Source organism: Streptomyces rishiriensis (genome assembly GCF_003112535.1).
Lineage (GTDB): Bacteria > Actinomycetota > Actinomycetes > Streptomycetales > Streptomycetaceae > Streptomyces > Streptomyces rishiriensis.
Window position 1 is genome coordinate 542749 of sequence record NZ_BEWA01000005.1, and the last position, 23731, is coordinate 566479.

Annotated in this window: 24 protein-coding genes; 8 read left to right on the forward strand and 16 right to left on the reverse strand. The window is 74.1% G+C overall.

Annotation, left to right across the window (positions count from 1 at the left end; genetic code table 11):
- Window positions 1-48: 48 nt before the first annotated feature.
- Together Sri02f_RS11020 and Sri02f_RS11025 are read right to left on the reverse strand one after the other, a co-directional pair.
- The gene (locus Sri02f_RS11020) at window positions 49-612 is read right to left on the reverse strand and encodes a SixA phosphatase family protein (RefSeq protein WP_109000905.1); all 564 of its coding nucleotides are present in this window, start codon (window positions 610-612) and stop codon (window positions 49-51) included.
- The gene (locus tag Sri02f_RS11025; RefSeq protein WP_109000906.1) at window positions 609-1355 is read right to left on the reverse strand and encodes a hypothetical protein; all 747 of its coding nucleotides are present in this window, start codon (window positions 1353-1355) and stop codon (window positions 609-611) included. Before Sri02f_RS11025 ends, Sri02f_RS11020 begins: the two co-directional genes overlap by 4 nt.
- Window positions 1356-1520: 165 nt before the next feature.
- Between Sri02f_RS11025 and Sri02f_RS11030 the strand changes: the two genes are divergently transcribed.
- Together Sri02f_RS11030 and Sri02f_RS11035 are read left to right on the forward strand one after the other, a co-directional pair.
- Window positions 1521-1928, forward strand: coding sequence for a CoA-binding protein (locus Sri02f_RS11030; RefSeq protein WP_109000907.1), 408 nt, complete (start codon window positions 1521-1523; stop codon window positions 1926-1928).
- A 120-nt stretch (window positions 1929-2048) separates the two neighbouring features.
- Window positions 2049-3257 carry a 4-hydroxybenzoate 3-monooxygenase gene (locus Sri02f_RS11035; RefSeq protein ID WP_373865085.1) on the forward strand — a complete coding sequence of 403 codons (1209 nt, stop codon included), beginning with the start codon at window positions 2049-2051 and terminating at the stop codon, window positions 3255-3257.
- Between the two features lie 16 nt (window positions 3258-3273).
- Here the strand turns inward: Sri02f_RS11035 and Sri02f_RS11040 are convergent, their stop codons facing one another.
- A complete protein-coding gene (locus Sri02f_RS11040) occupies window positions 3274-3633 on the reverse strand; it encodes an ArsR/SmtB family transcription factor (protein WP_167467522.1) in 360 nt (119 codons plus the stop codon).
- A 62-nt stretch (window positions 3634-3695) separates the two neighbouring features.
- Here Sri02f_RS11040 and Sri02f_RS11050 point away from each other — a divergent pair, with 62 nt between their 5' ends.
- Window positions 3696-4937 carry a cation diffusion facilitator family transporter gene (locus Sri02f_RS11050; RefSeq protein ID WP_245970589.1) on the forward strand — a complete coding sequence of 414 codons (1242 nt, stop codon included), beginning with the start codon at window positions 3696-3698 and terminating at the stop codon, window positions 4935-4937.
- A 124-nt stretch (window positions 4938-5061) separates the two neighbouring features.
- On the opposite strand, the gene Sri02f_RS11055 is transcribed toward Sri02f_RS11050, so the two are convergent.
- The gene (locus tag Sri02f_RS11055) at window positions 5062-5649 is read right to left on the reverse strand and encodes a helix-turn-helix domain-containing protein (protein ID WP_109000911.1); all 588 of its coding nucleotides are present in this window, start codon (window positions 5647-5649) and stop codon (window positions 5062-5064) included.
- Between the two features lie 160 nt (window positions 5650-5809).
- Complete coding sequence (locus tag Sri02f_RS11060) at window positions 5810-6574, reverse strand: acyltransferase (protein WP_109000912.1); 765 nt, start codon at window positions 6572-6574, stop codon at window positions 5810-5812.
- 127 nt (window positions 6575-6701) lie between these two features.
- On the opposite strand from Sri02f_RS11060, the gene Sri02f_RS11065 reads away from it, so the two are divergent.
- Window positions 6702-7229, forward strand: coding sequence for a gamma carbonic anhydrase family protein (locus Sri02f_RS11065; protein WP_109000913.1), 528 nt, complete (start codon window positions 6702-6704; stop codon window positions 7227-7229).
- Between the two features lie 100 nt (window positions 7230-7329).
- Here Sri02f_RS11065 and Sri02f_RS11070 read toward each other — a convergent pair whose 3' ends face one another.
- Both Sri02f_RS11070 and Sri02f_RS11075 read right to left on the reverse strand, forming a co-directional pair.
- Window positions 7330-7986 carry a DedA family protein gene (locus tag Sri02f_RS11070; RefSeq protein WP_109000914.1) on the reverse strand — a complete coding sequence of 219 codons (657 nt, stop codon included), beginning with the start codon at window positions 7984-7986 and terminating at the stop codon, window positions 7330-7332.
- 428 nt (window positions 7987-8414) lie between these two features.
- Complete coding sequence (locus Sri02f_RS11075; protein WP_109000915.1) at window positions 8415-10370, reverse strand: RICIN domain-containing protein; 1956 nt, start codon at window positions 10368-10370, stop codon at window positions 8415-8417.
- A 440-nt stretch (window positions 10371-10810) separates the two neighbouring features.
- Here Sri02f_RS11075 and galU point away from each other — a divergent pair, with 440 nt between their 5' ends.
- Complete coding sequence (gene galU / locus Sri02f_RS11080) at window positions 10811-11740, forward strand: UTP--glucose-1-phosphate uridylyltransferase GalU (RefSeq protein WP_109000916.1); 930 nt, start codon at window positions 10811-10813, stop codon at window positions 11738-11740.
- 109 nt (window positions 11741-11849) lie between these two features.
- Here galU and Sri02f_RS11085 read toward each other — a convergent pair whose 3' ends face one another.
- Window positions 11850-12287 (reverse strand): DUF4442 domain-containing protein, encoded by a 438-nt coding sequence (locus tag Sri02f_RS11085; RefSeq protein ID WP_069771424.1) that lies wholly within the window; start codon window positions 12285-12287, stop codon window positions 11850-11852.
- A 281-nt stretch (window positions 12288-12568) separates the two neighbouring features.
- Between Sri02f_RS11085 and Sri02f_RS11090 the strand changes: the two genes are divergently transcribed.
- Complete coding sequence (locus Sri02f_RS11090) at window positions 12569-13612, forward strand: DUF8017 domain-containing protein (RefSeq protein WP_109001034.1); 1044 nt, start codon at window positions 12569-12571, stop codon at window positions 13610-13612.
- A gap of 153 nt (window positions 13613-13765) precedes the next feature.
- Here Sri02f_RS11090 and Sri02f_RS11095 read toward each other — a convergent pair whose 3' ends face one another.
- The 3 genes from Sri02f_RS11095 to Sri02f_RS11105 all read right to left on the reverse strand — a co-directional run bounded on the left by Sri02f_RS11095 (window position 13766) and on the right by Sri02f_RS11105 (window position 16949).
- Window positions 13766-14557 (reverse strand): spermidine synthase, encoded by a 792-nt coding sequence (locus tag Sri02f_RS11095; RefSeq protein ID WP_109001035.1) that lies wholly within the window; start codon window positions 14555-14557, stop codon window positions 13766-13768.
- Between the two features lie 184 nt (window positions 14558-14741).
- Window positions 14742-15911 carry an elongation factor Tu gene (gene tuf, locus Sri02f_RS11100; protein ID WP_109000917.1) on the reverse strand — a complete coding sequence of 390 codons (1170 nt, stop codon included), beginning with the start codon at window positions 15909-15911 and terminating at the stop codon, window positions 14742-14744.
- Between the two features lie 300 nt (window positions 15912-16211).
- On the reverse strand, window positions 16212-16949 hold the full coding sequence (locus Sri02f_RS11105) for a DNA alkylation repair protein (RefSeq protein ID WP_109000918.1): 738 nt from the start codon (window positions 16947-16949) through the stop codon (window positions 16212-16214).
- Between the two features lie 49 nt (window positions 16950-16998).
- Here Sri02f_RS11105 and Sri02f_RS11110 point away from each other — a divergent pair, with 49 nt between their 5' ends.
- Window positions 16999-17826 (forward strand): TVP38/TMEM64 family protein, encoded by an 828-nt coding sequence (locus tag Sri02f_RS11110; protein WP_109000919.1) that lies wholly within the window; start codon window positions 16999-17001, stop codon window positions 17824-17826.
- Between the two features lie 100 nt (window positions 17827-17926).
- Here Sri02f_RS11110 and Sri02f_RS11115 read toward each other — a convergent pair whose 3' ends face one another.
- Window positions 17927-19096, reverse strand: coding sequence for a thiolase family protein (locus tag Sri02f_RS11115; RefSeq protein WP_109000920.1), 1170 nt, complete (start codon window positions 19094-19096; stop codon window positions 17927-17929).
- Window positions 19097-19280: 184 nt separating this feature from the next.
- Between Sri02f_RS11115 and Sri02f_RS11120 the strand changes: the two genes are divergently transcribed.
- Window positions 19281-19751: a winged helix-turn-helix transcriptional regulator gene (locus Sri02f_RS11120; RefSeq protein WP_109000921.1), complete on the forward strand. Its 471-nt coding sequence runs from the start codon at window positions 19281-19283 to the stop codon at window positions 19749-19751.
- Between the two features lie 13 nt (window positions 19752-19764).
- On the opposite strand, the gene Sri02f_RS11125 is transcribed toward Sri02f_RS11120, so the two are convergent.
- The 4 genes from Sri02f_RS11125 to Sri02f_RS11140 form a co-directional block, all read right to left on the reverse strand.
- A complete protein-coding gene (locus Sri02f_RS11125) occupies window positions 19765-20466 on the reverse strand; it encodes a hypothetical protein (protein ID WP_109000922.1) in 702 nt (233 codons plus the stop codon).
- A gap of 117 nt (window positions 20467-20583) precedes the next feature.
- On the reverse strand, window positions 20584-21294 hold the full coding sequence (locus Sri02f_RS11130) for a cupin (RefSeq protein ID WP_109000923.1): 711 nt from the start codon (window positions 21292-21294) through the stop codon (window positions 20584-20586).
- Window positions 21288-22217 (reverse strand): DUF6807 domain-containing protein, encoded by a 930-nt coding sequence (locus Sri02f_RS11135; protein WP_109000924.1) that lies wholly within the window; start codon window positions 22215-22217, stop codon window positions 21288-21290. The genes Sri02f_RS11130 and Sri02f_RS11135 overlap by 7 nt, the downstream gene beginning before the upstream one ends.
- On the reverse strand, window positions 22214-23374 hold the full coding sequence (locus Sri02f_RS11140) for a Gfo/Idh/MocA family protein (RefSeq protein WP_109000925.1): 1161 nt from the start codon (window positions 23372-23374) through the stop codon (window positions 22214-22216). The genes Sri02f_RS11135 and Sri02f_RS11140 overlap by 4 nt, the downstream gene beginning before the upstream one ends.
- Between the last annotated feature and the right edge of the window lie 357 nt (window positions 23375-23731).

Consider the following 23731-nt stretch of genomic DNA (forward strand, 5'->3'; position numbering starts at 1 on the left):
ATGCGCGTGCCGGCCCCCGCGTCTGCGGGGTGATCCGAACGGCAGGCCCTAGCCTCCCCTCGGCACGGTCGCCGAGGTGAGCACGGCCGCGCCGGGCGCCAGCGCCCGCCAGCCGGGCCCGTGCCAGGTCAGGACGGCGATCGCCGATGTCGGGAACTTCAGCCGCACCCGGTCGAGGGCGTCGCCGAGGCCCTCCCCGGCCAGGGCGAGGACGAGTTCCTCCAGACCGGGGTTGTGCCCGACCAGCAGCAGGGCGCCGACCCCGTCGGGCGTCTCGCGGACGACCTCCACAAGCTCGGGCACGTCCGCCCCGTAGAGCCGCGGGTCGAAGCGCACCGGGGGCGGCGCGTCCCACTCGGCGCACGCCAGCTCCCAGGTACGACGGGCACGGACGGCGGTGGAGCACAGGGCGAGATCCGGCCGGCAGCCGGCCTCGGCGAGGGCGCGGCCCGCCGCCGGCGCGTCCCTGAGGCCGCGCGGGGCGAGCGGCCTGTCGTGGTCGGGGACGCCGTGCGGCCAGGCCGACTTGGCGTGCCGCAGCACGACCAGCCGGCGCGGCGCACCGGCGCCTGCCGCTCCGACGCCCGGTCCCCCGGCGTCGGGCGCGGTCACGCCGGGGCTCCGAGGTCGCGGGTGAGTTCCAGGCCGAGCAGACGGTCGGCGTAGGCGTACGTCTCGAAGCGGGCGCCCGCGGGGAGTTCGGGGCCGGCGTCGGCCACCCACCGCAGCACGCGCAGCACCTCGGGCACGTCGAGATCGTCCTCCCAGGCGGTGCGCAGCCGCCCGCGCAGTTCTTCGGGAACCGGTCGCGAGGGCTGCCGCGCCCAGTCGGCGACGGCCCGCCGCCAGCGCGCAAGGCGGTCGTGGGCCTCGGCCAGTGCCGTCGCGTCGAGCCGGAGGGGCTCCGTACGGGGCGCGGACAGCAGGGCGAGACGCAGAACGGCCGGGTCGGCGTCCGGCACGGCGCCCCGCGTCTGCGCCCCGGGCAGGGCGCCCTCGGCCGGCGCGACGGCGATCCGCACCCCGCCTTCAGGACTCGGGACGTCCTGGCCCGCCACGTGCAGGACCTGCGCCTCGCCCACGCCGGCCCCGAGGTCCCGGCCGTCCTCGAAAGGGTGCATGCCGAGGGCGGTGGCGCCGGCCCGCAGCTCCGCCTGGTCGCGGTCGCCGGTGAGCAGGAGCCAGGCTGGCGTGCCGCCCAGTTCCAGCGCGCGCACGAGGAGGTCGGCGACGAGCAGCACCCTGAGCGACGCGGCCCCGTACCCCGAGGCATGCGCCTCGACACGGGTCAGCCCCCGCCGGACGGGGGCGGCGAGGGCGGGTTCGCCGGTTCGGGCGTCGATGATGCGCAGCACGTGCCGAGCCTAGGCGGACGGCGGCGGGTTCGCAGGCAGGGCCGGAAAGGCGAGGCCCGGAATCAGGATCCGCGACAAGCTGTTGACCCTTTGGTCGGATCCTGCACGACACGAGAACACCGTCCGACCGTTTCTGATTGTTTCTGACCGTTAAGGAGGCCGCCGGTGTACGGCGACGAGGCGACGATCCGCAAGATCCTCACCGGAGCGGGTGACACCTGGGCCGTGGTGGGCCTGTCGACGAACCGCGGCCGTGCGGCCTACGGCGTCGCCGAGGTGCTCCGGCGCTTCGGCAAGCGGGTCGTGCCCGTCCATCCGAAGGCGGAGACCGTGCACGGCGAGCAGGGGTACGCCTCCCTCGCGGACATCCCCTTCGCAGTGGACGTCGTCGACGTCTTCGTCAACAGCGAGCTCGCGGGAGCCGTCGCCGACGAGGCCGTGGCCAAGGGCGCGCGGGCGGTGTGGTTCCAGCTCGGCGTCGTCGACGAGGCGGCCTACGACCGCACCCGGGCCGCAGGCGTGGAGATGGTCATGGACCGCTGCCCGGCGATCGAGATCCCCCGCCTGCCCTGACGCCCCTGTTCCCCGGCGACCCGCTACGGGGGCCGGGGAAGCGCCGCGCCCCCGCCGAGGGCGGGGCGCCGGCCCGCCGGCCGCGACGTACGGGCCGTACCGGCTGCCCATAATGTGCGGGTGACCACCGACTCCCCTTCCCCCCGCCATGTTCCGGTCGTCGTCGTGGGCGCGGGCCCGGCGGGCCTCACCGTCGGCAACATCCTGCGGGCCGCGTCCGTCGACTGTGTCGTACTGGAGGCGGAGAGCCGTGAGTTCATCGAGCGGCGGCCGCGGGCCGGCGTCATCGAGGAGGGGGCCGTGCGCTCACTGCAGCGCCGCGGTCTGGCGGACAACCTGTCCAAGCGCGCCCAGCGGCACTCGTCGTGCGAGTTCCGCTTCGGCGGCGAACGCTACCGCTTCCCCTACACCGACCTGACCGGCCGTCACCACTGGGTGTATCCGCAGCCGTTGCTGGTGGCGGACCTCGCCCACGAGTACGTCGACGTGCGCGGCGGCGACGCCCGCTTCTCGGTGCGCGACGTCGCCCTGCACGACCTCGACACCGCTCGGCCGTCCGTGACGTACACCTGCCCCGACACCGGTGAACTCCGGTCGCTGACCTGCGACTTCGTCGTCGGCGCGGACGGCCCGCGCGGGGCGGCCCGGGCCGCGCTGCCGACCGCGCACGCACGGATCGCCCGGCACGACTACGGCATAGGCTGGCTGGCGCTGCTCGCCGAGGCGCCGCCGTCCTCCGACTGCGTGCTGTTCGGCGTCCATCCGAACGGCTTCGCCGGGCACATGGCGCGCAGCCCCGGGGTGACCCGCTACTACCTGCAGTGCCCGCCCGGCGACGACCCGGAGAACTGGTCCCCCGACCGCGTCTGGTCCGAGCTGCACCAGCGCCTGGAGGGGGCGGACGCGCCGGCGCTCACCGAGGGCCCGCTGACCGAGAAGCGCGTGCTCGACATGCACGACTACGTGGTCGAGCCGATGACGTACGGGCGGCTCTTCCTGGCCGGCGACTCGGCCCACCTCGTGGCGCCCATCGCGGCGAAGGGCATGAACCTCGCCCTGCACGACGCGTTCCTGCTGGGCGACGCCCTGGTCGCCTACCTGGACGGCGACGACGGGACCGGCCTGGACGGCTACTCGGAGGCCTGTCTGCGCCGGGCGTGGGACTACCAGGAGTTCTCGCAGTGGCTGTCCGAGGTCTTCCACGGGGCCGCGTCGGGGGACCCCTTCCGCGCGGGCACGACGTTCGCGCGACTGCGCCGCCTGTTCACGTCCCCCGCCGCCGCTGCCGCCTTCGCGGAACAGTACCTCGGCGCCTCGGAGCGCTACTGACGCCGACGCGACCGGCTCAGTCGTGCACCGGCTGGTCCCCGAGCCGGTGGTCCGCCACGCTCAGCGCCTCGTCGACCAGGCGGCGCAGATGGCCGTCGGAGAGCGAGTAGATCACCCGGCGGCCCTCCTTGCGGGTGTTCACGAGCCCGGCCAGCCGCAGCCTCGCCAGATGCTGACTCACCGCCGGACGGGCCGCGCCGCAGCGTTCCGTCAGGGTCGTCACGTCGGCCTCGCCGGAGGCGAGAGCGTGCAGCAGGGTGAGCCGGGTGCGGTCGCCGAGCAGGGCGAGCAGCTCGGCGGCGAGGGCGAACTGCTCCTCGCCGGGGGTGCGCGGATGCGCATGGTGTGCAGGTGACAGGTGCATGCGTGCGCTCATACGCACATAATGGCCGAGTGGGCGCGGCCGCGTCCACCTGGCCGCACCGGAAGGGGACCGACGTGAGCGACCGGCACGACCACCACCACGACCACGGACACGACCACGCGCGCGGGCGCCACCAAGGACAGCCGCACGGTCACCCCCACGTCCACGCCGACACCCACGCCGACACCCACGCCGACACCGACGCCGACGGCCACGGCTGCACCCCGGCTCAATCCCACTCCCCCGCCCGGACCGAGCACCCGCACCCACACCCGCACCCACACCCACGTTCCCCCCTCCCCCTCTCCCCCGTCCCGGGGCGCCTCCGTCACCGCCTCTCCCATGCCCTCACCCCGCACTCCCACGAGAGCGCCGACAAGCTGGATCCGGCCCTGGAGTCGTCGGCCCGGGGCATGCGCGCGCTGTGGGTGTCACTGGCGGTGCTGGGCGGGACGGCCGTCGCGCAGGCGGTGGTGGTCGTGCTGTCGGGGTCGGTCGCGCTGCTCGGCGACACGGTGCACAACGCGGCCGACGCGCTGACGGCCGTACCGCTCGGGATCGCCTTCGTGCTGGGCCGCCGAGCGGCCACCCGTCGCTTCACCTACGGCTTCGGACGGGCCGAGGACCTCGCGGGCATGGCGATCGTGCTGACGATCGCCGCGTCCGCGCTCTTCGCCGGGTGGGCGGCGGTCGAGCGGCTGCTGAATCCGCGGCCCGTCGATCACGTCGGCGCCGTCGCCGTGGCCGCGCTGGTGGGCTTCGCGGGCAACGAATGGGTCGCGCGCCACCGGATCCGGGTGGGCCGTTCGATCGGTTCGGCCGCGCTGGTCGCGGACGGACTGCACGCGCGCACCGACGGGTTCACCTCGCTGGCGGTACTGGTGGGCGCGGGCGGCTCGGCGCTGGGCTGGCGACTCGCCGACCCGGTCGTGGGGCTGGCGATCACCGCGGTGATCGCGCTGGTGCTGCGGGACGCGGCCCGGGAGGTGTTCCGGCGGGTGCTGGACGCCGTCGACCCCGCCCTGGTGGACCGGGCCGAGCGTGCGGTGCGGGAGGTCGAAGGGGTGTCCGGGGTGGGCGAGTTGCGGCTGCGCTGGATCGGGCACCGGCTGCGGGCCGAGGTGGCGGTCGTCGTGGACGGCGACGCGACGGTACGTCAGGCGCACCGGATCGCCGTGGCGGCCGAACACGCACTTCTGCACGCGGTGCCGCGTCTGACGGCCGCGCTGGTCCACGCGGACCCGGCGCCGGCGCCCGGCGAGGACGACCCGCACCTGCTCCTCGCTCACCACGGCCCGACGCGGGTCCTGGGGTAGACCGCCCCCTCGGTCCGCGGTGCGCCAGCCGGCCGCGCGCCAGCCGGACGCCCGCCCTGCGCCTGCCGTGCGTCCTTCTGCCGTGCGTCTGCCTGCCGTGCGTCTCGGCACCTCGCGTTGCGTGTCAGTGCACGGGCGCGGTCGCGGGCGGGGGCACCGAGACCGTCAGGACCATCCGCGTCGGGACCTCGCCGAGGTTGGCGTACCGGTGCGCGGCGTCGGCCTCGAAGGTGACGCTCGCGCCGGCCGGGACGCGGTGTTCCGTGCCGTCGACGGTGAGGGTGAGCTCTCCGGCGGTGACATGGGCGATCTCGACCGTGCCGAGCGGGTGCGGGTCCGAGCCGCTGCTCTCGCCGGGCATCAGCAGCCAGTCCCACATCTCCAGCGGACCCGGCGCCTCGGCGCCCGCGAGGAGCCGGCTGTAGCTGCCCGCGTCGGTGTGCCACAGCCGCACCGCCTGGTCGGCGGGGACGACACGGACCTTCGGGCCGCGCTCGTAGTCGAGCAGGGTGGTGATGCTGACGCCGAGCGCGTCACCGATCTTGACGACCGTGCCGAGGCTGGGATTGGTGCGGGCCTGCTCGATCTGGATCAGCATGCCGCGGCTTACCGCGGCGCGCGCCGCGAGCGCGTCGAGGGTGAAGCCGCGTTCGGTGCGCCACCGCTTGACGTTGCGCGCCAGGGACTGGGTCAGCAGGTCGAGGTCAGACACGTTCCGTCCCGTTCCACCCTGTTCCGCCTTTTCCATCCGGTTCCCCCGCGGTCCCGGAGTACAGCGTTCTGCATGACAGGGTTCATTTTCCCGGACTACGGCGTGGTGCACCCGCTCGTGCACCGAACTGTACTGCGCCGCTTGCTCGCCGCGGTCGCCCTCAGCTCCCGGGCTCCAGCCGGGCCAGCTTCGCCACCGTCTCCTCGTCCAGCTCCGAGAGGGCGACCAGCTGGTCGGAGGTGACGCCGTCCGGTATCGGCACCGGCGCGGGGCTGCGCAGCGGCGGCTGCCAGCCGTCGGCGGCCGTCCAGCGTCGCACGACCCTGGCGGGCGCCCCCGCGACGACGGCGTGGTCGGGCACGGTCCCGCGCACGACCGCGCCGGCGGCCACGACGACGTTCCGCCCGATCCGCGCCCCCGGCAGGATCACCGCACCGGTGCCTATCCAGCACCCCGGGCCGATCTCCACCGGCTCCATGCGGGGCCACTGCTTGCCGATCGGCTCGTGCGGATCGTCGTAGGAGTGGTTGGTGGACGTGACGTACACGTACGGACCGAAGTAGCAGTCGCTGCCGATGGTGACGGTCGTGTCGGCGATGACATGGCTGCCCCGGCCGAGGACCACGCCGTCGCCGAGGCGCAGGATCGGGTCCGGGCCGAGGTCCAGGTCGGGCATCAGACCGGCGGTCAGAGTCACCTGCTCGCCCACGATGCAGTGCGCGCCGAGGTGGATCCAGGGCTCCCCGAAGACCGTGCCGAGCGGAAACGCGAGCCGGGTGCCGACGCCCATCGAGCCGAAGCGGAAGCGCCCGGGGCGCTCGGCGGTGACGGACGCCGTGCGCTGCACCCAGGACCAGCCCGCGTGGACGGCGCGCTGCACCTGTCGGCGCCGCCATGATGAGAACGTGTTCTTGCGCTTCGGCACCCGCTCACCGTACTCAGCGCGCGCTGCGGCCGACGGCCCCCGGCCCTGTGATCTTCGCCCCACCCGGTGGCGTACGGTGCGGGGAAACGACGGACGCTACGGGCACGACGGGCACGAGGAGACGGTGATGACGCACAGGGCGCTGATCGTGGGCATCGGCGGCAGGGAACCCCAGGTCCACGCGGAGGCGTTCGTGGCGCCGACCGCCTCGGTGATCGGCGACGTCACCCTGGAGGCGGGGGCCAGTGTCTGGTACGGGGCGGTCGTGCGCGGGGACGTGGAGCGGATCACCGTCCGGGCCGACGCCAACATCCAGGACAACGTGACGCTGCACGCCGACCCCGGGTTCCCCGTGACCATCGGCGAGCGGGTCTCGGTCGGTCACAACGCCGTGGTGCACGGGGCGACCGTCGGGGACGACTGCCTCGTCGGAATGGGGGCCACCGTGCTCAACGGGGCCGTGATCGGGGCGGGTTCGCTGGTCGCCGCGCAGGCGCTCGTGCCGCAGGGGATGGAGATCCCGCCGGGTTCGCTGGTGGCGGGGGTGCCGGCCAAGGTGAAGCGGGAGCTGAGCGAGGAGGAGCGGCAGGGCGTGACCCTGAACGGCACGCTGTACGCGGACCTGGCCAAGGCGCACGGGGAGATCCACCGGTAGGGACCTGTAGGAACCGGCAGGGGGCGCGGTCGGCGTTGCCGGGGTGCGGGTGCCGTCCGCTTCGCCGCTCTGGCTGCTCGGCTCTGGCTGCTCGGCCTGGCTACTCGGCGGCGACCGCGGGCTCGGCGTCGGTCTTCGTCTCGGCGGTCTCGTGCGCGGCGCGCTTGGACTTCCGCTTGATGACGAGCATCGACGTCAGACCGATCAGCACCGCCAGCACCAGTCCCAGCCACGAGAACCGCTTCAGCCAGGATTCCGCGACGACGCCCACGTAGTAGATGACGGCCGTCGTGCCGCCCGCCCAGGCGATGCCGCCGAGCAGGTTGGCGGTGAGGAACTTCCAGTACGGCATGTGCAGGACGCCCGCGAGCGGTCCGGCGAAGATGCGCAGCAGGGCGACGAAGCGGCCGAAGAAGACGGCCCACATGCCCCACTTCTCGAAGGACCGCTCCGCGGTGGCGATGTGCCCCTCGCTGAAGTGGCGGGGGAACTTCGCGCCCAGCCAGGCCAGCAGCGGGCGTCCGCCCTTGCGGCCGATCGCGTAGCCGATGGAGTCGCCGACCACGGCGCCGGCGGTGGCGCACGCGCCCAGGACGACCGGGTTCACACCGCCGTGCTGGGAGGAGAGCAGCGCGGCCGAGACGAGGACGATCTCACCGGGCAGCGGAACGCCGAGGCTCTCCAGGCCGATGACCAGGGCGACCACGGCGTAGACGGCGGCTGCGGGCACCGTGTCGAGCCATTCCTGCACGTGCACCGCGGGTTCCTCCCGTTTGACGTCCTGGCTCTGTCGCCCTTCCCAGGAAGCCTACCGGGTCGGTCCCCGGCGGTCCGCCCCGTGGAGGAGACGATCGCGGACGTCGAAACGCCCACGGTCCGCGCCCTGTTCCGGCGGGGAAGCCGCCCGACCGGCTGACCCGCGGACGCAGACGGCCTCGCGGAAGCCCACCGCGCTCGCGCACGACGACGACCTCGCGCACGACGACGACCTCGCGCACGACGACGACCTCGCGGACGCCCGCGCCCTCGCGGACGGCGGACGCGGGCGGGACCGGCCGGGCGGTGGCCGAGCGGTGGCCGAGCCGCTGGGGCGTCCGGTCCCGGACCGCGCCGGGCCGCGGCGCGACGAAGGAGGGGCCGCTCCCCTCGTGCGGCCCCTCCTTCGGCTTCGCGGCCGTCGCCGGCTCAGTGCCCCAGGGAGGCGGTCGCCTGCTCGACGGCTCCGCCGAGCACGTCGGACACGGCGGACACCTCTGGCGCCTCGGACACGGCGGCCGGCGCCGGGAGGGCGTCCACGACGGTGGCGGCGGCTGGACCGGCCGGCTCAGCCGGAGCGGCCGGGACAGCCGGGCCCGCCGGGGTGTCACAACAGCTCACCTGGGCGATCCTCGTCTGGAACTCCGGCCCGGCCGGGGCCGTCCCGGCGGGTGCGGGAGCACCGCCGGGGGCGAGGGGCGGGGCGCCGCCCGGCGCGGGGGACGCCGGAAGGGCCGGGGCCCCCGGCGTGTTCGGCGCATCGGCGGCGGGCGGCTCCGTCTGCTTGCGCACCTGCGGGCCGGGCGCTCCGGACGCCGTCGCGGCCGTGTCGAAGACCCACCGCTGTCCGGCCGAGCCGTCCCGCCCGGAGACGACGACGGACGCCCCCGCCGCCTCGGCGTCCCGGGCGACGACGAGTTGGTCGTCCCGGCGCAGCAGCAGCTCGCCGCGGACGGTCAGATCGAAGAACGTCTCCCCCGCGTGCACCAGGCACCGGGCCAGGGCGGTCGTCCGGCTGCCGGGGTCGGCGGCCAGACAGAGCGTGGGATCGGCGGCGCTGCGCAGCAGCCCGTCGTGCTGGTACGACCACCGCTGGGAGGCCGCCGCCGAGCAGTCCGCCAGGACGATCCCCACGCCGGCCTCGGCCCGGCCGCCCGAGACGTCGAGGCAGAGCCCCGAGTCCGGGCCGCGCAGGCTGCCGAGCGCGGCCTCGGTGGTGCGCGAGGCGGAGGCCGCCGACGGGGAGCCGGAGGGCGAGGAGTCACGGGAGACGCCCGGGAACCACTGCCCGCCGGTGGCCGGAGTGCTGGTCCGGCCGACGGGCGCACCCCAGGTCGCGCCGGGAGCGGGCGCGCCGTCGTCCGACCAGCCCTTCGCCACGAGGACGGTCGCGAGCAGCGCGAGGGAGGTCAGCCCCACGCCGACGAGCACGGCCTTGGGGCGCCTGCCCGGCAGGTCGAGCAGGCCCGCGGAGGTGGTGCGGTGCCGGCCGCCCCCGGCGGGCGGACGCATCCCGACCGGGCGGGCAGGCGCGTGGGAGGAGGCGGCGGCGGACGCGCGGCCGGGGCGGGAGTCGAGATAGCGGCGGGCGCCCCAGCCGAGCACGGTCTCGGCGAGCAGCACGTCCAGTCCGCCGTCGAAATGGCTGAGCTGTTCGGCGGCGTGGCGGCAGAAGCGGCAGTGCGCGAGATGGCGGCGGACATCGGGCAGCAGTGTTCCGCCGCGTTGCAGGGGAACGTCGAGGAGGCGGTTGTAGAAGCGGCATTCGCTCGTCGGCGCGAGTTCCCGGTGGGCGCGTACGCAACCCACCCGCAATTGTTCCCGCGCCTGTTCCAGAGCGGCCTGCGAGGCGATGCCGTCCACCCCCGACAGACCAGCCGGTACGGATATGGGTTCCGCCTCCACCTCCGTGTGCCAGAGAAGGCATTGCGAGGCGGACGGGAGCAACTGGAAAGCCCGTTTGGCCAGTTGCCGCCTTTCGGCGGTCACCGGGCGCGCGGCGCGCAGTCCGCGGCCGCCGACGGTTTTCCGCAGTTCCGGCAGAACGGCCGCGACCTTGTCGGCGCCGGCCCATTGCCGGACGGTCTCCCGCACGGCGACGAGGAGTTGGGGGCGCAGGGCCCCGCCGGTGCGCCCGTCGGCCAGCCGGCCGAGCACGTCGTGGAAGGCCGCGGCGGCCACGAGGCGCGCCGTGTCCTCGGTGCCGGCCAGGCAGACGGTGGCGTAGTCGTGGGCCGACCGCCAGTGACGGGCGAACAGCAGGGCTATCGCGTGGGCACGGCCGTCGGGGTCGGCCAGCCGGGCGATGAGTTCGGGATCGGAATCCCCAGGGGTCCAACCGGGGCGGGGCGGGTGGGGCGGGCGTGGGGGGTTGGGGGATTGCACGGAACCATTTCCTTCCAAGCCGGCGACGGCACGGAAAACACATCGCCGGAAAGCAGGTGCCTGATTGGTGCGTACCTTTGGTCTGACCAGGCAGGTTGGCCTGATCCGACCCATCCGTATGGGGAGGCTCACCTTCGCACACGGCCCTCACGGGAAACAAGGAGTCCGAGTGACCCAAGTTCAAAGAGAGCGAATTTCAGATAAGTTACCGGCGGTAGCCGCACCCGTTTTCGAAAATACCCCGGATGGCCCGGCTCAACTTGTGTGCGGGGAAAGCCGGATGAGACACGGAATCTCCAAGTTCAGGCCCCCGCCCCGGCCACCGCCCCGACGGCCGCCCCGCGGCAGACCGGGGCCGACCGACGGCGGACCCGCGGCACACAGGAACCTCCGATGCGGCTCTCGGCGTACTCCCATCCGCGTGGGCCAGCATCGTCGGCATGAGCGCCCCCCACTTCGCCCCCCGGGTCCGGAAAGCGGTCGTTCCGGCCGCCGGTCTCGGCACCCGCTTCCTGCCCGCCACCAAGGCGACCCCGAAGGAGATGCTGCCCGTCGTCGACAAGCCGGCCATCCAGTACGTCGTCGAGGAGGCGGCGGCCGCCGGCCTGGACGACGTGCTGATGGTGACCGGCCGGCACAAGCGGGCCATCGAGGACCACTTCGACCACGCCTTCGAACTGGAGCAGGCGCTCGCCGCCAAGGGCGACACCGTGCGACTGGACGCGGTGCGCGACCCCGCGCGGCTCGCCGACATCCACCACATCCGGCAGGGCGACCCGCTCGGCCTCGGTCACGCGGTGCTGTGCGCCCGCAACCACGTGGGCGACCAGCCGTTCGCCGTACTGCTCGGGGACGACCTCATCGACCCCCGCGAGACGTTGCTGAGCCAGATGCTGGACGTCCGCGACCGGTACGCCGGCAGCGTGGTCGCCCTGATGGAGGTGCCGGCGGAGCAGGTCCACCTCTACGGCTGCGCGGCGGTGGAACCGTCCGGCGAGGACGGCGTCGTGCGCGTCACCGCACTGGTGGAGAAGCCCGCGCGCGAGGACGCGCCGAGCCGGTACGCCGTCATCGGCCGCTACGTCCTCGACCCGGCCGTCTTCGACGTCCTGGAGCGTACCGGGCCGGGTCGCGGCGGTGAGATCCAGCTCACCGACGCGCTCCAGGAACTGGCGGCGGCCGGCACGGTGCACGGCGTGATCTTCTCCGGCCGCCGGTACGACACCGGCGACAAGGCCGACTACCTGCGCACCGTCGTCCGTCTGGCCTGCGAACGGCCTGATCTGGGGCCGGAGTTCGTCGCCTGGCTCAAGGACTTCGCGGCGGGCCTGGAGGACGGCGACGCCGAGCGGGACCGGCCGGCCGCCTGACGGGGCGACGCCGACGACGGCCGAGGCCTCCGGGCGGACGGGGGCGTCGGCCGTCCTGACGCGCCGGCCGGGGCGTGCCAGCCGCCGGCCGGGGCGGCCCTCGGTGATGTCAGCCGTTGGGGCGCAGGGTCCACGTCACGGTCATCTCGCCGGTGACGGCCCCGTCGGCGCGGCGGATCTCGATCGCGACCGGGAACTCGGGGCGCTCCCCCGCGTCGAGCTGTGCGACGACCTCGGCGGCCGGCCGCCCCAGGGTGGCGGTGGCGGTGACGGCGCCCATCGCCAGCTTGCGGTAGGCGATCTCCGCGCCGACGGCGAGCGGCACGGCCCGGGAGAGCTGGTCCCCGAACGCCGCGAGGACGATCGCGCCGCTGGCCGACTCACCGAGCGTGAACATCGCGCCGGCGTGCGGGCCGCCGACGTGGTTGTGGAACTCGCCCTGGTCCGGCAGCGCGACCACGGCCCTCTCCGGACCGGCCTCGATGAACTCGAGGTTCAGGGTCCGGGCCATGGGCACCGTGGCGGCGAGCATCTCGCCGATGGACATCTGGTCTGCGCTCATGCCGTGATGTTACCTACGAGTAGCTTCTGCTGGCCAGCCGATGTGACGCTCGCCCCATGACCCGCCCGCGACCACCGTGCGGTCCCGCCGCTCGGGGTCGCCGGCCGGGGCCGCCACCCTGGGCTCGCGGCCCGACGCCGGAACCCCGCAATCCGGAAGTACCGGGGCACCGTGCCCGGGTCGCGCCCGTCCCGCCTCGATTCGGTACGTCCCTGACAAGGGGTGGTGACCGAACCGTGTCCCGGACGGCACTAGTGTTTCTGGCCATGTGGCCAGGACAGCAGCCGCCCGGGGGAGAGCAGAACCCGCAGGCGCAGAACAATCCGTACCAGCAGCCGGGATACCAGCAGCCGAACCCGTATCAACAACCCGGATACCAGCAGCAGCCCAACCCCTATGCGCAGCAGCCGCAGTGGGGCGCACCGGCGCCCGTGGGCGCGCCCACGCCGCCGCCCGGCAGCGGCGGCGGAGGAGGCGGCGGAGGCGGCGACAACCGGACCAAGCTGGTCGCGATCGTGGCGGCCTCGGCCGTCGTCGTGGCCGCCGCGGTCACCGGGTTCCTGGTGCTGGGCGGCGACGACGACGAACCGGCCCCCGTGAGCAAGGGCAGCACCGGCCCCTCGGTCTCCGGGTCCGCCTCGGCGTCGGCGTCCTCGTCGGCCGGCACGGACGACAACCCGCGCAACGGCGAGACGGAAAAGCCGACCATCGCCGGCTGGAAGGTCGTCGTGAACCCCAAGTGGGGCATCGCCTTCGACGTGCCGGCGGACTGGGAGGTCCAGTCGCCGGGGCTCAGCCAGGGGTTCGAGTGGGAGGACAAGAAGAAGTCCGACGGCTACGACCGGATCCTGCAGGGGGGCACGGCCGAGTTCAAGTCGAAGTGGTGCTCGGTGGACTCCGACAAGGACGGCAAGGTCGAGGACACCGCCCTCGCCATGGTCGGGAGCAAGGGCGCGGAGGGCGCCAAGAGCACCGACGAGATCGCGATCAACACGCCCGCGTGGTGGGTCTTCGGCGGCTACACCGAGCCGGACAAGAAGAGCATCACCTTCGACAAGAAGGCGACCCCCTTCACCACCGCCTCCGGTGTCAAGGGCAGTTACGCCTGGGCGCAGTCGACGAACACGCCCCAGAAGGGCAAGTGCGACAGCGACGGCAAGGCGATCACCTTCGGTTTCAAGAACTCCAACAGCGACTACGTGTCCTGGAACCTGTACGGGGCCAAGGGCGTGAAGGACGAGCTCCCGAAGGCCACGATCATGCAGATCCTCAGCACCGTACGACTGCACGGGACGCCCACCCAGAACTAGGGCCTGCCGTTCGGATCCCCCGCAGGCGCGGGGGCCGGCACGCGCATCTGCGGCGTTGTCGTCGGTGGCCGACGCTCCGCGGCGACGGGCGCCGTCTCCCCCGATCGCCGTCGGAGGCGGCGAACGGCGAGGCGGCGGCCCGCCGGCCGGCCCTCAGCCGATGCCGAACGCGCCCTCGGGCGGTTCGGGCGACGGTACGGCGTCCTCCTCGCGGACCGGGCGGGCGTCGCCGATGAGACGGCGCAGGCCGGGGCCGTGCTCCACCCGGGCCGGGAACGCGTCGGAGGCGGTCCGGCGGGCCAGGGCGGCCAGGTCGAGCGGGCGGTGCGCGGCGGCCAGCACCGCGTTGCCGAAGCGGCGGCCGCGCAGCACGGCCGGCTCCGCGATCAGCGCCAGCTCCTCGAACACCTCGGCCAGGTTGGCCAGTTGGGTCCTCAGGAAGGCGAACGGCGCCGCGTCGGCGAGGTTCGCCAGGTAGACCCCGTCACCGCGCAGGACGCGTGCCGCCTCCCGCGCGCAGGCGAGGGAGGTCAGGTGGGCGGGGACCCGGGAGCCGCCGAAGACGTCGGCGACGAGCGCGTCCGCCGAGTCGTCCGGGGCCGCCTCCAGCCACGCCCGCGCGTCGGCCGCGTGCAGCTCGACGCCGTCCCGGGGCGGGAGGGGCAGGTGCTCGACGACCAGGTCCAGCAGACCGCGGTCGAACTCGACGACGTCCTGCCGGGAGCCCGGCCGGGTCGCGGCCACGTACCGGGGCAGGGTGAGCGCGCCGCCGCCGAGATGCAGCACGTCCAGGGGCCGCCCCGGCTCGGCGACGAGGTCCAGGACGTGCCCGAGGCGCCGCGTGTACTCGAACTCCAGGTGCGTGGGCTCGTCGAGGTCGACGTAGGACTGCGGCGCGCCGTCGACCGTGAGCAGCCAGGCCCGGTCCCGGTCGACGTCGGGCATGAGCTTGGCGGTGCCGTGGTCGACGGCTCGGGTGACGGGTACGGGCTCGTCGTTCACCTGTTCATTGTGCCGGGCAGGACGCGCCCGCCAGGACGCGCCCCCGCCCCGGCGCCGAGGCGCGGACCTGCGCACGGCGGCCCCGTCGGCCGCCCGCGGTCCGCGGCCCGGCGCCCACCGGTCCGCCTTACAGGACCGCCGTCACGGTCCCCGCCGCGACGGTCCGCCCGCCCTCACGCACGGCGAAGCCGAGCCCGGGCTCCAACGCGACCTCGTGGCCCAGTTCGACGGTCATGGCGACCGTGTCCCCGGGCCGCGCGACCGGGATCTCCCCCAGGTCCACGTCCCCGACGACGTCCGCCGTCCGGATGTAGAACTGCGGCCGGTACCCGGTCGAGACGGGCGTCGTACGGCCGCCCTCCCGCGTCGACAGCACGTGCACCCGCGCCTCGAAGCGCCGTCGCGGCGTCACGCTGCCGGGCGCGGCCACGACCTGCCCCCGGCGGACGGCGTCGCGCGACACCCCGCGCAGCAGCAGAGCCACGCTGTCACCGGCCTGGGCCTCCGCCATCGGCCGGCCGAAGGTCTCCAGTCCGGTGACGACGCTCTCCAGGCCCGCGCCGAGCACGTCGACCCGGTCGCCCACCCGCACCGTGCCCCGCTCCACCGCGCCGGTGACCACGGTCCCCCGCCCGGTGATGGTGAGCACGTTCTCCACCGGCAGCAGGAACGGCGCGTCCAGGTAGCGCTCGGGGATGGGCACATAGGTGTCCACCGCGTCGAGCAGCGCGTCGACGGCGCGTGTCCAGCGCGGGTCGCCCTCCAGGGCCTTCAGCCCCGACACCCGCACCACGGGCGCGGCGTCGCCGCCGTAGCCGTGCTCGGTGAGCAGGTCGCGGACCTCCAGTTCGACCAGGTCGATGAGCTCCTCGTCGCCCGCGTCGGCCTTGTTGAGCGCGACGACGATGTGGTCCACCCCCACCTGCCGGGCCAGCAGGACGTGTTCGGCGGTCTGCGGCATGATCCCGTCGAGCGCGGAGACCACGAGGATCGCCCCGTCGAGCTGCGCCGCGCCGGTGACCATGTTCTTCACGTAGTCGGCGTGGCCCGGCATGTCGACGTGCGCGTAGTGCCGGGTGTCGGTCTCGTACTCGACGTGCGCGATGTTGATGGTGATCCCGCGCGCGGCCTCCTCCGGGGCCCGGTCGATGCGGTCGAACGGGACGAAGGAGCCGGTTCCGCGGTCGGCGAGAACCTTGGTGATGGCGGCGGTCAGGGTGGTCTTGCCGTGGTCGACATGACCCATGGTGCCGATGTTGAGATGCGGCTTGGTCCGCACGTAAGCGGTCTTGGGCATGGCTGTACCTCGAAGCGTGTCCGTAGGAAGGGGGACCCCGAGGAACGTGCCGACCCTCCCCCTGGGGGGTCCGCCGGACAGTCCGGGGAGGGTCAGCTTCGGGCGCCGTCGACAGCGGCCGCGAGGATCGGGACGGCAGCCTTCGGCGCATCCGCGACCGCGGATGCTGCGAGGAGGAAGGCCTGCCGGAACATGGGGCCGATCCTCGCGGACGGTTCGTCACGTGTCGAACGGTTTTCGTCGGACCGGGAAGCGGCCCGACGACCGCACGCGGCCCCGCGCGGCGGCCGTGAGAACCGCTCAGGGCAGGTCGGCGGCCGCGTCGAGGTTCTTCAGGGCCTCACGCACCGTCAGCGGCGCGAACCGGCCCCGCTCACGGACCAGGAAGGCGCGCACGGCCTCCGGGTCGGTCTTGGCGTACTCGCGCAGGCACCAGCCGATGGCCTTGCGGACGAAGAAGTGGGGGTGGCCGGACTGGCGCAGGCAGTACGAGAACAGCCGCTCGGCGTCGGTGCGCTCCTTGTGGCGCAGCTGGTGCAGCAGGGCGGCACGGACGACCCACAGGTCCTCGTCGACGATCCAGTCGTCCATGTCGGCGGTGAGGCCGGGGTCGGCGGCGACGAGGGCGCCGACCACGTGCGCGGCGAGCAGATCGACCGTGTCCCACCAGGAGGTGGTGGTGACGAGCCGGCGGGCCACGGGCAGGAACGCCGACGACAGGCGTCCCGCGTGACGGCGCAGGTAGTCCACGGCGAAGTAGTGGTACTCGCGGTGCGGCAGGGCCCAGCAGCGCAGCGCGATGGCGGTGCAGTCGGCCTCGGCGGGCCGTGGCGTGCCGGCGAGGACGGCGCGGGACAGGGCCCGGCGGTCGGGGGTGGGCAGTCCGAGGAAGGGGGCCACGTCCTTCATGTACGCGCGCATGGCCGCCGCCCGGCCGGGGTCGGCCGCACCGCCGTACACGGCCGTCAGCCGCTCCAGCACGCTGTCCGCGAGAGCGCTGTGCGGCGCGGCGATCGGGCCCCCGCCTGTGACGGTCATGGGACGAACCATACGGCGATCACACACGATCGTCCGTTAGTGTCACGGGATGCTCGATGCCACCACCCGCTCTGGGGGCACCGCCACGGCCTCTCCCCGGGCCACCGGCACGGACTTCGTCGTTCCGTTGCTCGCGCCTGCTCCCCTGCCCGTCATCGCGACCGTCACCGCGCCGGCCTCGTCCTCGGCTGCCGCTCCCCGCGGCCTCGCCGCGCGCTGCGGCAGAGTGCTCCTGTCTCCCTGGTCCCGTCTGGCGCTGCTGGTCGTGCTGCTGGCGGCGGCCGCGGCGAGCGTGCTGCTCTTCGAGCCGCAGAAGCTCCTCGCGGGCGGCTGGCCGCCCCAGTTGGGCGGCGCGTCGGCGGCCGCCCTCTTCGCGATGGCGTACGGGCTGTGCACGGTGGCGTTCGTGCCGAGACCGCTGCTGAACCTGGCCGCCGGCGCGCTGTTCGGCTCGCAGTGGGGCGCCGGCGCGGCTCTGGCGGGCACGGTGCTGGGGGCCGGGATCGCCTTCGGGCTGGGCCGCGTCCTGGGGCAGGACGCGCTGCGGCCCCTCCTGCGCGGCCGGCTGCTCAAGGCGGCGGACGGCCAGCTCAGCCGGCACGGTCTGCGTTCGATGCTGGCGGCCCGGCTGTTCCCGGGGGTGCCGTTCTGGGCCGCGAACTACTGTGCCGCGGTCTCGCGGATGACCTGGTCGTCCTTCCTGGTGGCGACCGCGCTGGGCTCGATCCCGAACACCGCCGCCTATGTCGTCGCCGGGGCCCGGGCCTCATCCCCGACCTCGCCGGCCTTCCTGATCGCGATGGTCTGCATCGCCCTGCCGGCGCTGGTCGGCGCGGCGGTGGCCTGGCGCAAACGCCACCACCTGCGCCGTCCGTAGACCGCCCCTCCTCCGGCCCGTCAGGAGCTGAGGGCCCTCGGGCCGGGACGGAGGAGGGGCGGAAGCGGGGGCCGGACGCCGGGGCCGCGGCGGCCCGCCGCTACACGGACTCGAGCACCATCGCGTTGGCGAGCCCGCCGGCCTCGCACATGGTCTGCAGGGCGTAGCGGGCGCCGCGGGCCCGCATCGCGTGGACCAGCGTCGTCGTGAGCCGGGTGCCGCTCGCGCCGAGGGGGTGTCCGAGCGCGATCGCGCCGCCGTGCACGTTGACCTTGGCGAGGTCCGCCCCGGTCTCCTGCCGCCAGGCCAGAACGACGCTGGCGAAGGCCTCGTTGACCTCGAAGAGGTCGATGTCGTCGAGCCGCAGACCCGCCCTGCGCAGCACCTTCTCGGTCGCCGGGACGACGCCGGTCAGCATCAGCAGCGGGTCCGAGCCGGTGACGGCGAAGCTGTGCAGCCGGGCGAGCGGGCGCAGACCGAGGCGGGCCGCGTTCTCACCGGAGGTGATCAGAACGGCGGACGCGCCGTCGTTGACGGGGCTGGAGTTGCCCGCGGTGACGTTCCACTCGATCTGCGGGAAGCGCTCGGCGAAGGCCGGGTCGTAGTAAGCGGGCTTGAGACCGGCGAGGATCTCGGGGGTGCTGCCGGGCCGTACGCACTCGTCGCGCGAGACGCCGTCCAGCGGGGCGACCTCGGCGTCGAAGAGCCCCTGCTCCCACGCGGCGGCGGCCTTGCGGTGCGAGGAGACGGCGAAGGCGTCCATCTCCTCCCGGGTGAGGGACCACTTGGCGGCGATGAGCTCGGAGCTGACTCCCTGCGGGACGAGGCCTTCGGGGTAGCGCTCGGCGACGCCCGGCCCGAACGGGTCCGTGCCGGGCGGCACGTTGGACCACATCGGCACCCTGCTCATCGACTCGACGCCGCAGGCCACGACGAGGTCGTACGCGCCGGACATCACGCCCTGGGCCGCGAAGTGCACCGCCTGCTGGGAGGAGCCGCACTGCCGGTCGACGGTGGTCGCGGGGACGGTCTCCGGGAAGCCCGCCGAGAGCAGCGCGTAACGGGTGGTGTTCATGGCCTGCTCGCCGACCTGGTCGACGGCCCCGCCGATCACGTCGTCGATCAGCGCGGGCTCGACGCCGGAGCGCTCGACGAGGGTGCGCAGGGTGTGCGCGAGGAGCTCCACCGGGTGGACGTGGGCGAGGGAGCCGTTGGGCTTGCCCCTGCCGATGGGAGTGCGTACGGCTTCGACGATGACTGCGTCACGCATGTGCGGGCCTCCATGACGAGCGACGTGCGACGAGCACGGACGGGGCGGGCCGGAGCGGCCGGGACGGACGGGACGGCCGCGTCGACTACCGGTGAGTAGGAAATCCGGACCCACCATAGCCCGGCGAGTTTGGAACACCAACTGACCCGGGTTCGCTTTTCCAACCGTCCCCTAGACTGGCGTCATGGCCGCCCCCAAGAATCCGCGCCCCTGCTCGATCGCGGACGCCCTCGCCGTCGTCGGCGAGAAGTACTCCCTGCTCGTCCTGAGGGAGGTGTGCCTGGGCAACGGCCGCTTCGACCAGCTGGTGCGCAACATCGGCGCCCCGCGCGACGTGCTGACCACCCGGCTGCGCCGACTCGTCGACGCCGGCATCCTGACCAGGACCGCCTACAGCGACCGCCCGCAGCGCTTCGAGTACCGGCCCACGCGGGCGGGGCTCGAACTGGAGCCGCTGCTGATGACGCTCATGGCGTGGGGCGACCGCCACCTCCGCCAGGGAGACGACCGCCCGATGGTGCTCGAGCACGTCTGCGGCAACGAGCTGGTCCCGGTGGTCACCTGCTCGTCGTGCGGCGACCCGGTGGGTCACGACGACGTGAGCGCCCATCCGCAGACGCCGGGGTGGACGGTGGCGGGCCCTTCGGTCGCCTAGCGTCGCTGCGCCCTCACGCCTCCAGTTTCCGGATCTGCGCCGAGACCAGGGCCCCGGGGACCTCCGCGGGCGCGCCCGTGCCGCTCGCCGTGCAGAACAGGACCACCGTGGCGCCGCTGCGCACGACCACGAACGCGTCCGGGCTGTCGCGCTCGGTGTGCAGTGCGAAGGCGACGGCCTCGTCGCCCGCGTCCGGCGCGGTGGCGGCCGCGGCGGTGGTGCGGGCGGGCACCCCGCCCTCGTAGGCCGTGCACTTCTTCAGGGCAGTGCGCAGACCGTCGAGGACGCCCTCGGCGTCGGACCGGTCATAGGCCATGAGGCCGATGGTGGTGGCCGCTCCGGCCCCGGGGCCGGAGCCCGAGAAGGCGAGGCGTCCCTGGAACGCCCGGGGCGCCGGATCGGGAACGGCCGTGCGCATGTTCTCCAACGGCTGGCACGCCGCGGGCCGCGCGGTCGAGTCGCCGTGGGGCTTCACGGGGTAGTCGGTGATCTGGTAGCCGTCCACGTCGCCGGCCGTCAGCGCCACGGACTCCAGCTGAGCCGCTCCGAGCGGTTGTGAGGGACCCTTGCGTCCCGCGGCCGGAGCCGAACCCGGCACGGAGCCCGCCCCCGCGGCCGCGGCGCCGGAGTCCTTCTCTCCCGAACCGCCCCCGCCGCTGCACCCGGCCACCAGAACCGCCGTGCACAGCGCCGCCGCCGTCACCCTGATACGCACGTGCTGACTCCCCGCTCTCGACATCGGTCGATTGGATCAGCCGACGGCACGGGCCGCAGAGATTTCGCCGGAACTACGACGACCGACCCGGCCGACGATGATGAACCGGGCCCAGGTTCACGCGTACACGTCCAACCGCCCGCACATGCCGAACCTCCCGCGCGCGGACGGTTCCTCGGCCCGCACGACGGCCTCGGCGAGGTGGGAGACGTCCCCCTCCGCGAGCCGGTCGAGCTGGTCCCCCGTGGCCTCCGCGGCCGCCCGCGCCCCGTGCGTCCAGCGCTCACGCCACTCGGCGAGCCGGGGCCGGACGAGCGCGGCGGCGGCCCGGTGGAAGGCGGCCAGGGCCGCCCCGGGGTCCGGTGCCTCGCGCAGCGCCAGATAGCCCTCCAGCGCGAGGTCGCGCCGGGCGCGGGCGATACGGGCCTGCTCCTCGCGCGGGGCGTCGGCGGGGATCGCGGTCGCGGCGGCGTACGTCACGGGGTCGGCGAGGTGCTCCGGCGGCAGCGTGAGCACCGCGTCGCCCGCCTCGGGCAGCCCGCCGTTCTGCATCAGGACGGTGATGCGCAGACCGTCCTCGTCGACCAGCCGGTGGATCGTGCCCGGCGTGAACCAGGCGACGGTGCCGGGCCTCAGGGGCGTCACCCGGTGGCCGGAGACCGTGAGGGTCTGCACCGCCCCGCGTCCGTGGGTGACGACGTACCCCTCCGAACAGGCCAGGTGCACATGGGGGGTTCCACCGCGCAGACCGTCGGCGGCGGGCCAGTCGTAGACGCACAGGTGCGAGACGGCGACCCCGCCGGGCAGTCCGTCGTACGTGCTCACCACGGGTGCGTGCGCAGGTACTCGGCGATCTTCTCGCGCTCCCACGCGCCGTCGGCCACCACCACCCGGTAGCGGCGGGTCAGCGTGTCGCCCGGCGCCAGCTCCAGTTCGTCGAAGAAGGCCCAGGACGGGGCGATGCCCGCGAAGGGCTCGTTGCGGACGAACCAGTGGGCGGGGTGGGCCCCCCGCGCGCCGGCGTGGTCGTTCCCGGGAGCGTGCTCGAAGACGACGGTGGCGTGACCGTCGGCGCCGTCGTGCTCTCCGCCGAGGGCGAGCCACGGGCTCTGCGAGGCCATCAGCCCGGGCCCCTCGCCGTCCGGGCCGATGATCCGGCCGTCCCGGAAGGCGCGCGGGCCCCGCCAGAACAGGCCCGTGTAGCCGGCCATCTCCCGGCCGGAGGTGGTCGGACTGCCGAAGCGCAGCGGCTCGTCACGGCGGTTGGTGACGGCGCTGGTCCAGGTCAGCGCCCAGGAACCGGAGTCGGGCTCGACGTCGTGCACCTCGATGCGGCGCGCCTCCTGCGCCCACAGCTCGCCGTCGGCCGGATGCCAGGTCAGCCGTTCGGCGATGACGGCGCGGCCCCCGTCCGCCGCGATCTCGTCGAAGCCGGCGTGCGCCATCGAGCCGACCCGCTCGGGCAGTTCCAGGTAACCCTCGCCGTGGACGTACGAGTTGCCGCCCCACAGGTTGGCGCCGGAGAGGTGCGAGGCGGTGAGCGACAGCCCCTTGTGCCAGCGGTGGTCGTTGGGGCGGTAGTCGGTGACGACGTCCCCGGCGAGGGTCCGCAGCGGGTGGATGTACGGCTTGGGCGCCTCCCAGGCCGCCTCGGGCCGGTAGACGTAGGCGAGCAGTTCGACGCCGGTGGCCGGGTCGGTCACCGTGACGCGGTCGCCGTGGGCGTGCACCAGACGCAGCTCCGCGGTCATGCGGGCACCTCCACGGACGCCGTCGCCGGCGCCCAGCCCGGGGCGCCGCCGTGCAGGACCGTGTAGTAGGGGTCGCCGGGACCGATCTCGCCCCGCCGCACCGTCGTGTCCGTGAACGCCGACTTGTACAGCGCGGTGATCAGCTCCAGGCTGGTGCGTCCGTCCGCGCCGCTGCTGCGCGGTCGCCGGCCCGCGCGCATGCAGGCGACCAGCTCGCGCAGCTGGGCCAGGTGCGAACTGGGCACGTCCGCGCCGAAGTCGCGCCAGCCGGCCGCCTCGTCGCCCGGGACGTCCGGCGCGGGGGTGAGCCGCCAGTCGGCGTTGGAATGGCCGTAGAGATGGGTGAGCTCGACGGTGGCGCGCTCGCAGTCGACGCGGATGCGGCTGACCTCGTCGGGGCTCAGGACGCTGTTGACGACCGTGGCCAGGGCGCCGCTCTCGAAGCGCAGCAGCGCCGTGGACACGTCCTCCGTCTCCACGTCGTGCACGAGCCGGCCGGCCATGGCGCGCACCTCGCTCCACGGACCGAGCAGGTCGAGCAGCAGGTCCATCTGGTGGATGCCGTGGCCCATCGCCGGGCCGCCGCCCTCGGTCCGCCAGCGACCGCGCCAGGGCACGGCGTAGTAGGCGGTGTCGCGGTACCAGGTGGTCTGGCAGTGGGCGACGAGCGGCCGGCCGAGGGCCTGCTCGGCGAGCAGCCGGCGTACGTGCCGGGCTCCCGACCCGAAGCGGTGCTGGAAGACGATCGAGGAGAAGGGGCCGTTCGGCGTCCCCTCCTCGGCCGCCACGGCGTCGTAGTCGGCCAGGGTCGGCACGGGCGGCTTCTCGCACCACACCCAGGCGCCGGCCCGCAGCGCGGCCACACTCTGCTCGCGGTGCAGCGTGGGCGGGGTGCAGACGGTCACCAGGTCGGGGCGCTGCTCCGCCAGCATCCGGTCCAGGTCGGTGTAGGCGTGCGGCACGCCGCCTTCCGCGCAGAACGCCCGGACGGCGTTGGCATCGATGTCAACGGCCGCCACGACCTCGGTCTCGCCCTCGCCGGCGAGCTGCTGGAGCGCGGGCAGATGGGAGCCGCGGGCGATGGCGCCCGCGCCGACGACGGCGGCCCGGATCCGGCGGCCGCCGAGCGGACCGGGCGGCGGAGTGGTGGGGGACATGGGCGTGATCAGCACTCCTCCGACGAACGGCCGTGGACCGGGCGGATCCGGCAAGCGGGCGGGAGGCACACGGCACGGGTGCGGTACCTGTGCACAGCAAGCGCTTTCCCGTCGGCAGCAACGTATGCGGCGGCCGGGCGGCCGGTCAACCGTCCGGACACCCCGGCGTGCGGCTCCGCGACGCCTCCTGTCGGTCATCAGGACGCGCCCGCGCGCGGCTCGGGACCACGGCCGGGCAAGCGTCCGAACGCCCTGCCGCGCGGCTCGGGACCGCGCGCGTGCCGCCGTCCGCAAAACCCCTGTGCTGGACCTGACACACGAGACCGCTACCCTTTCTTTGCACACCCTTGATCATTG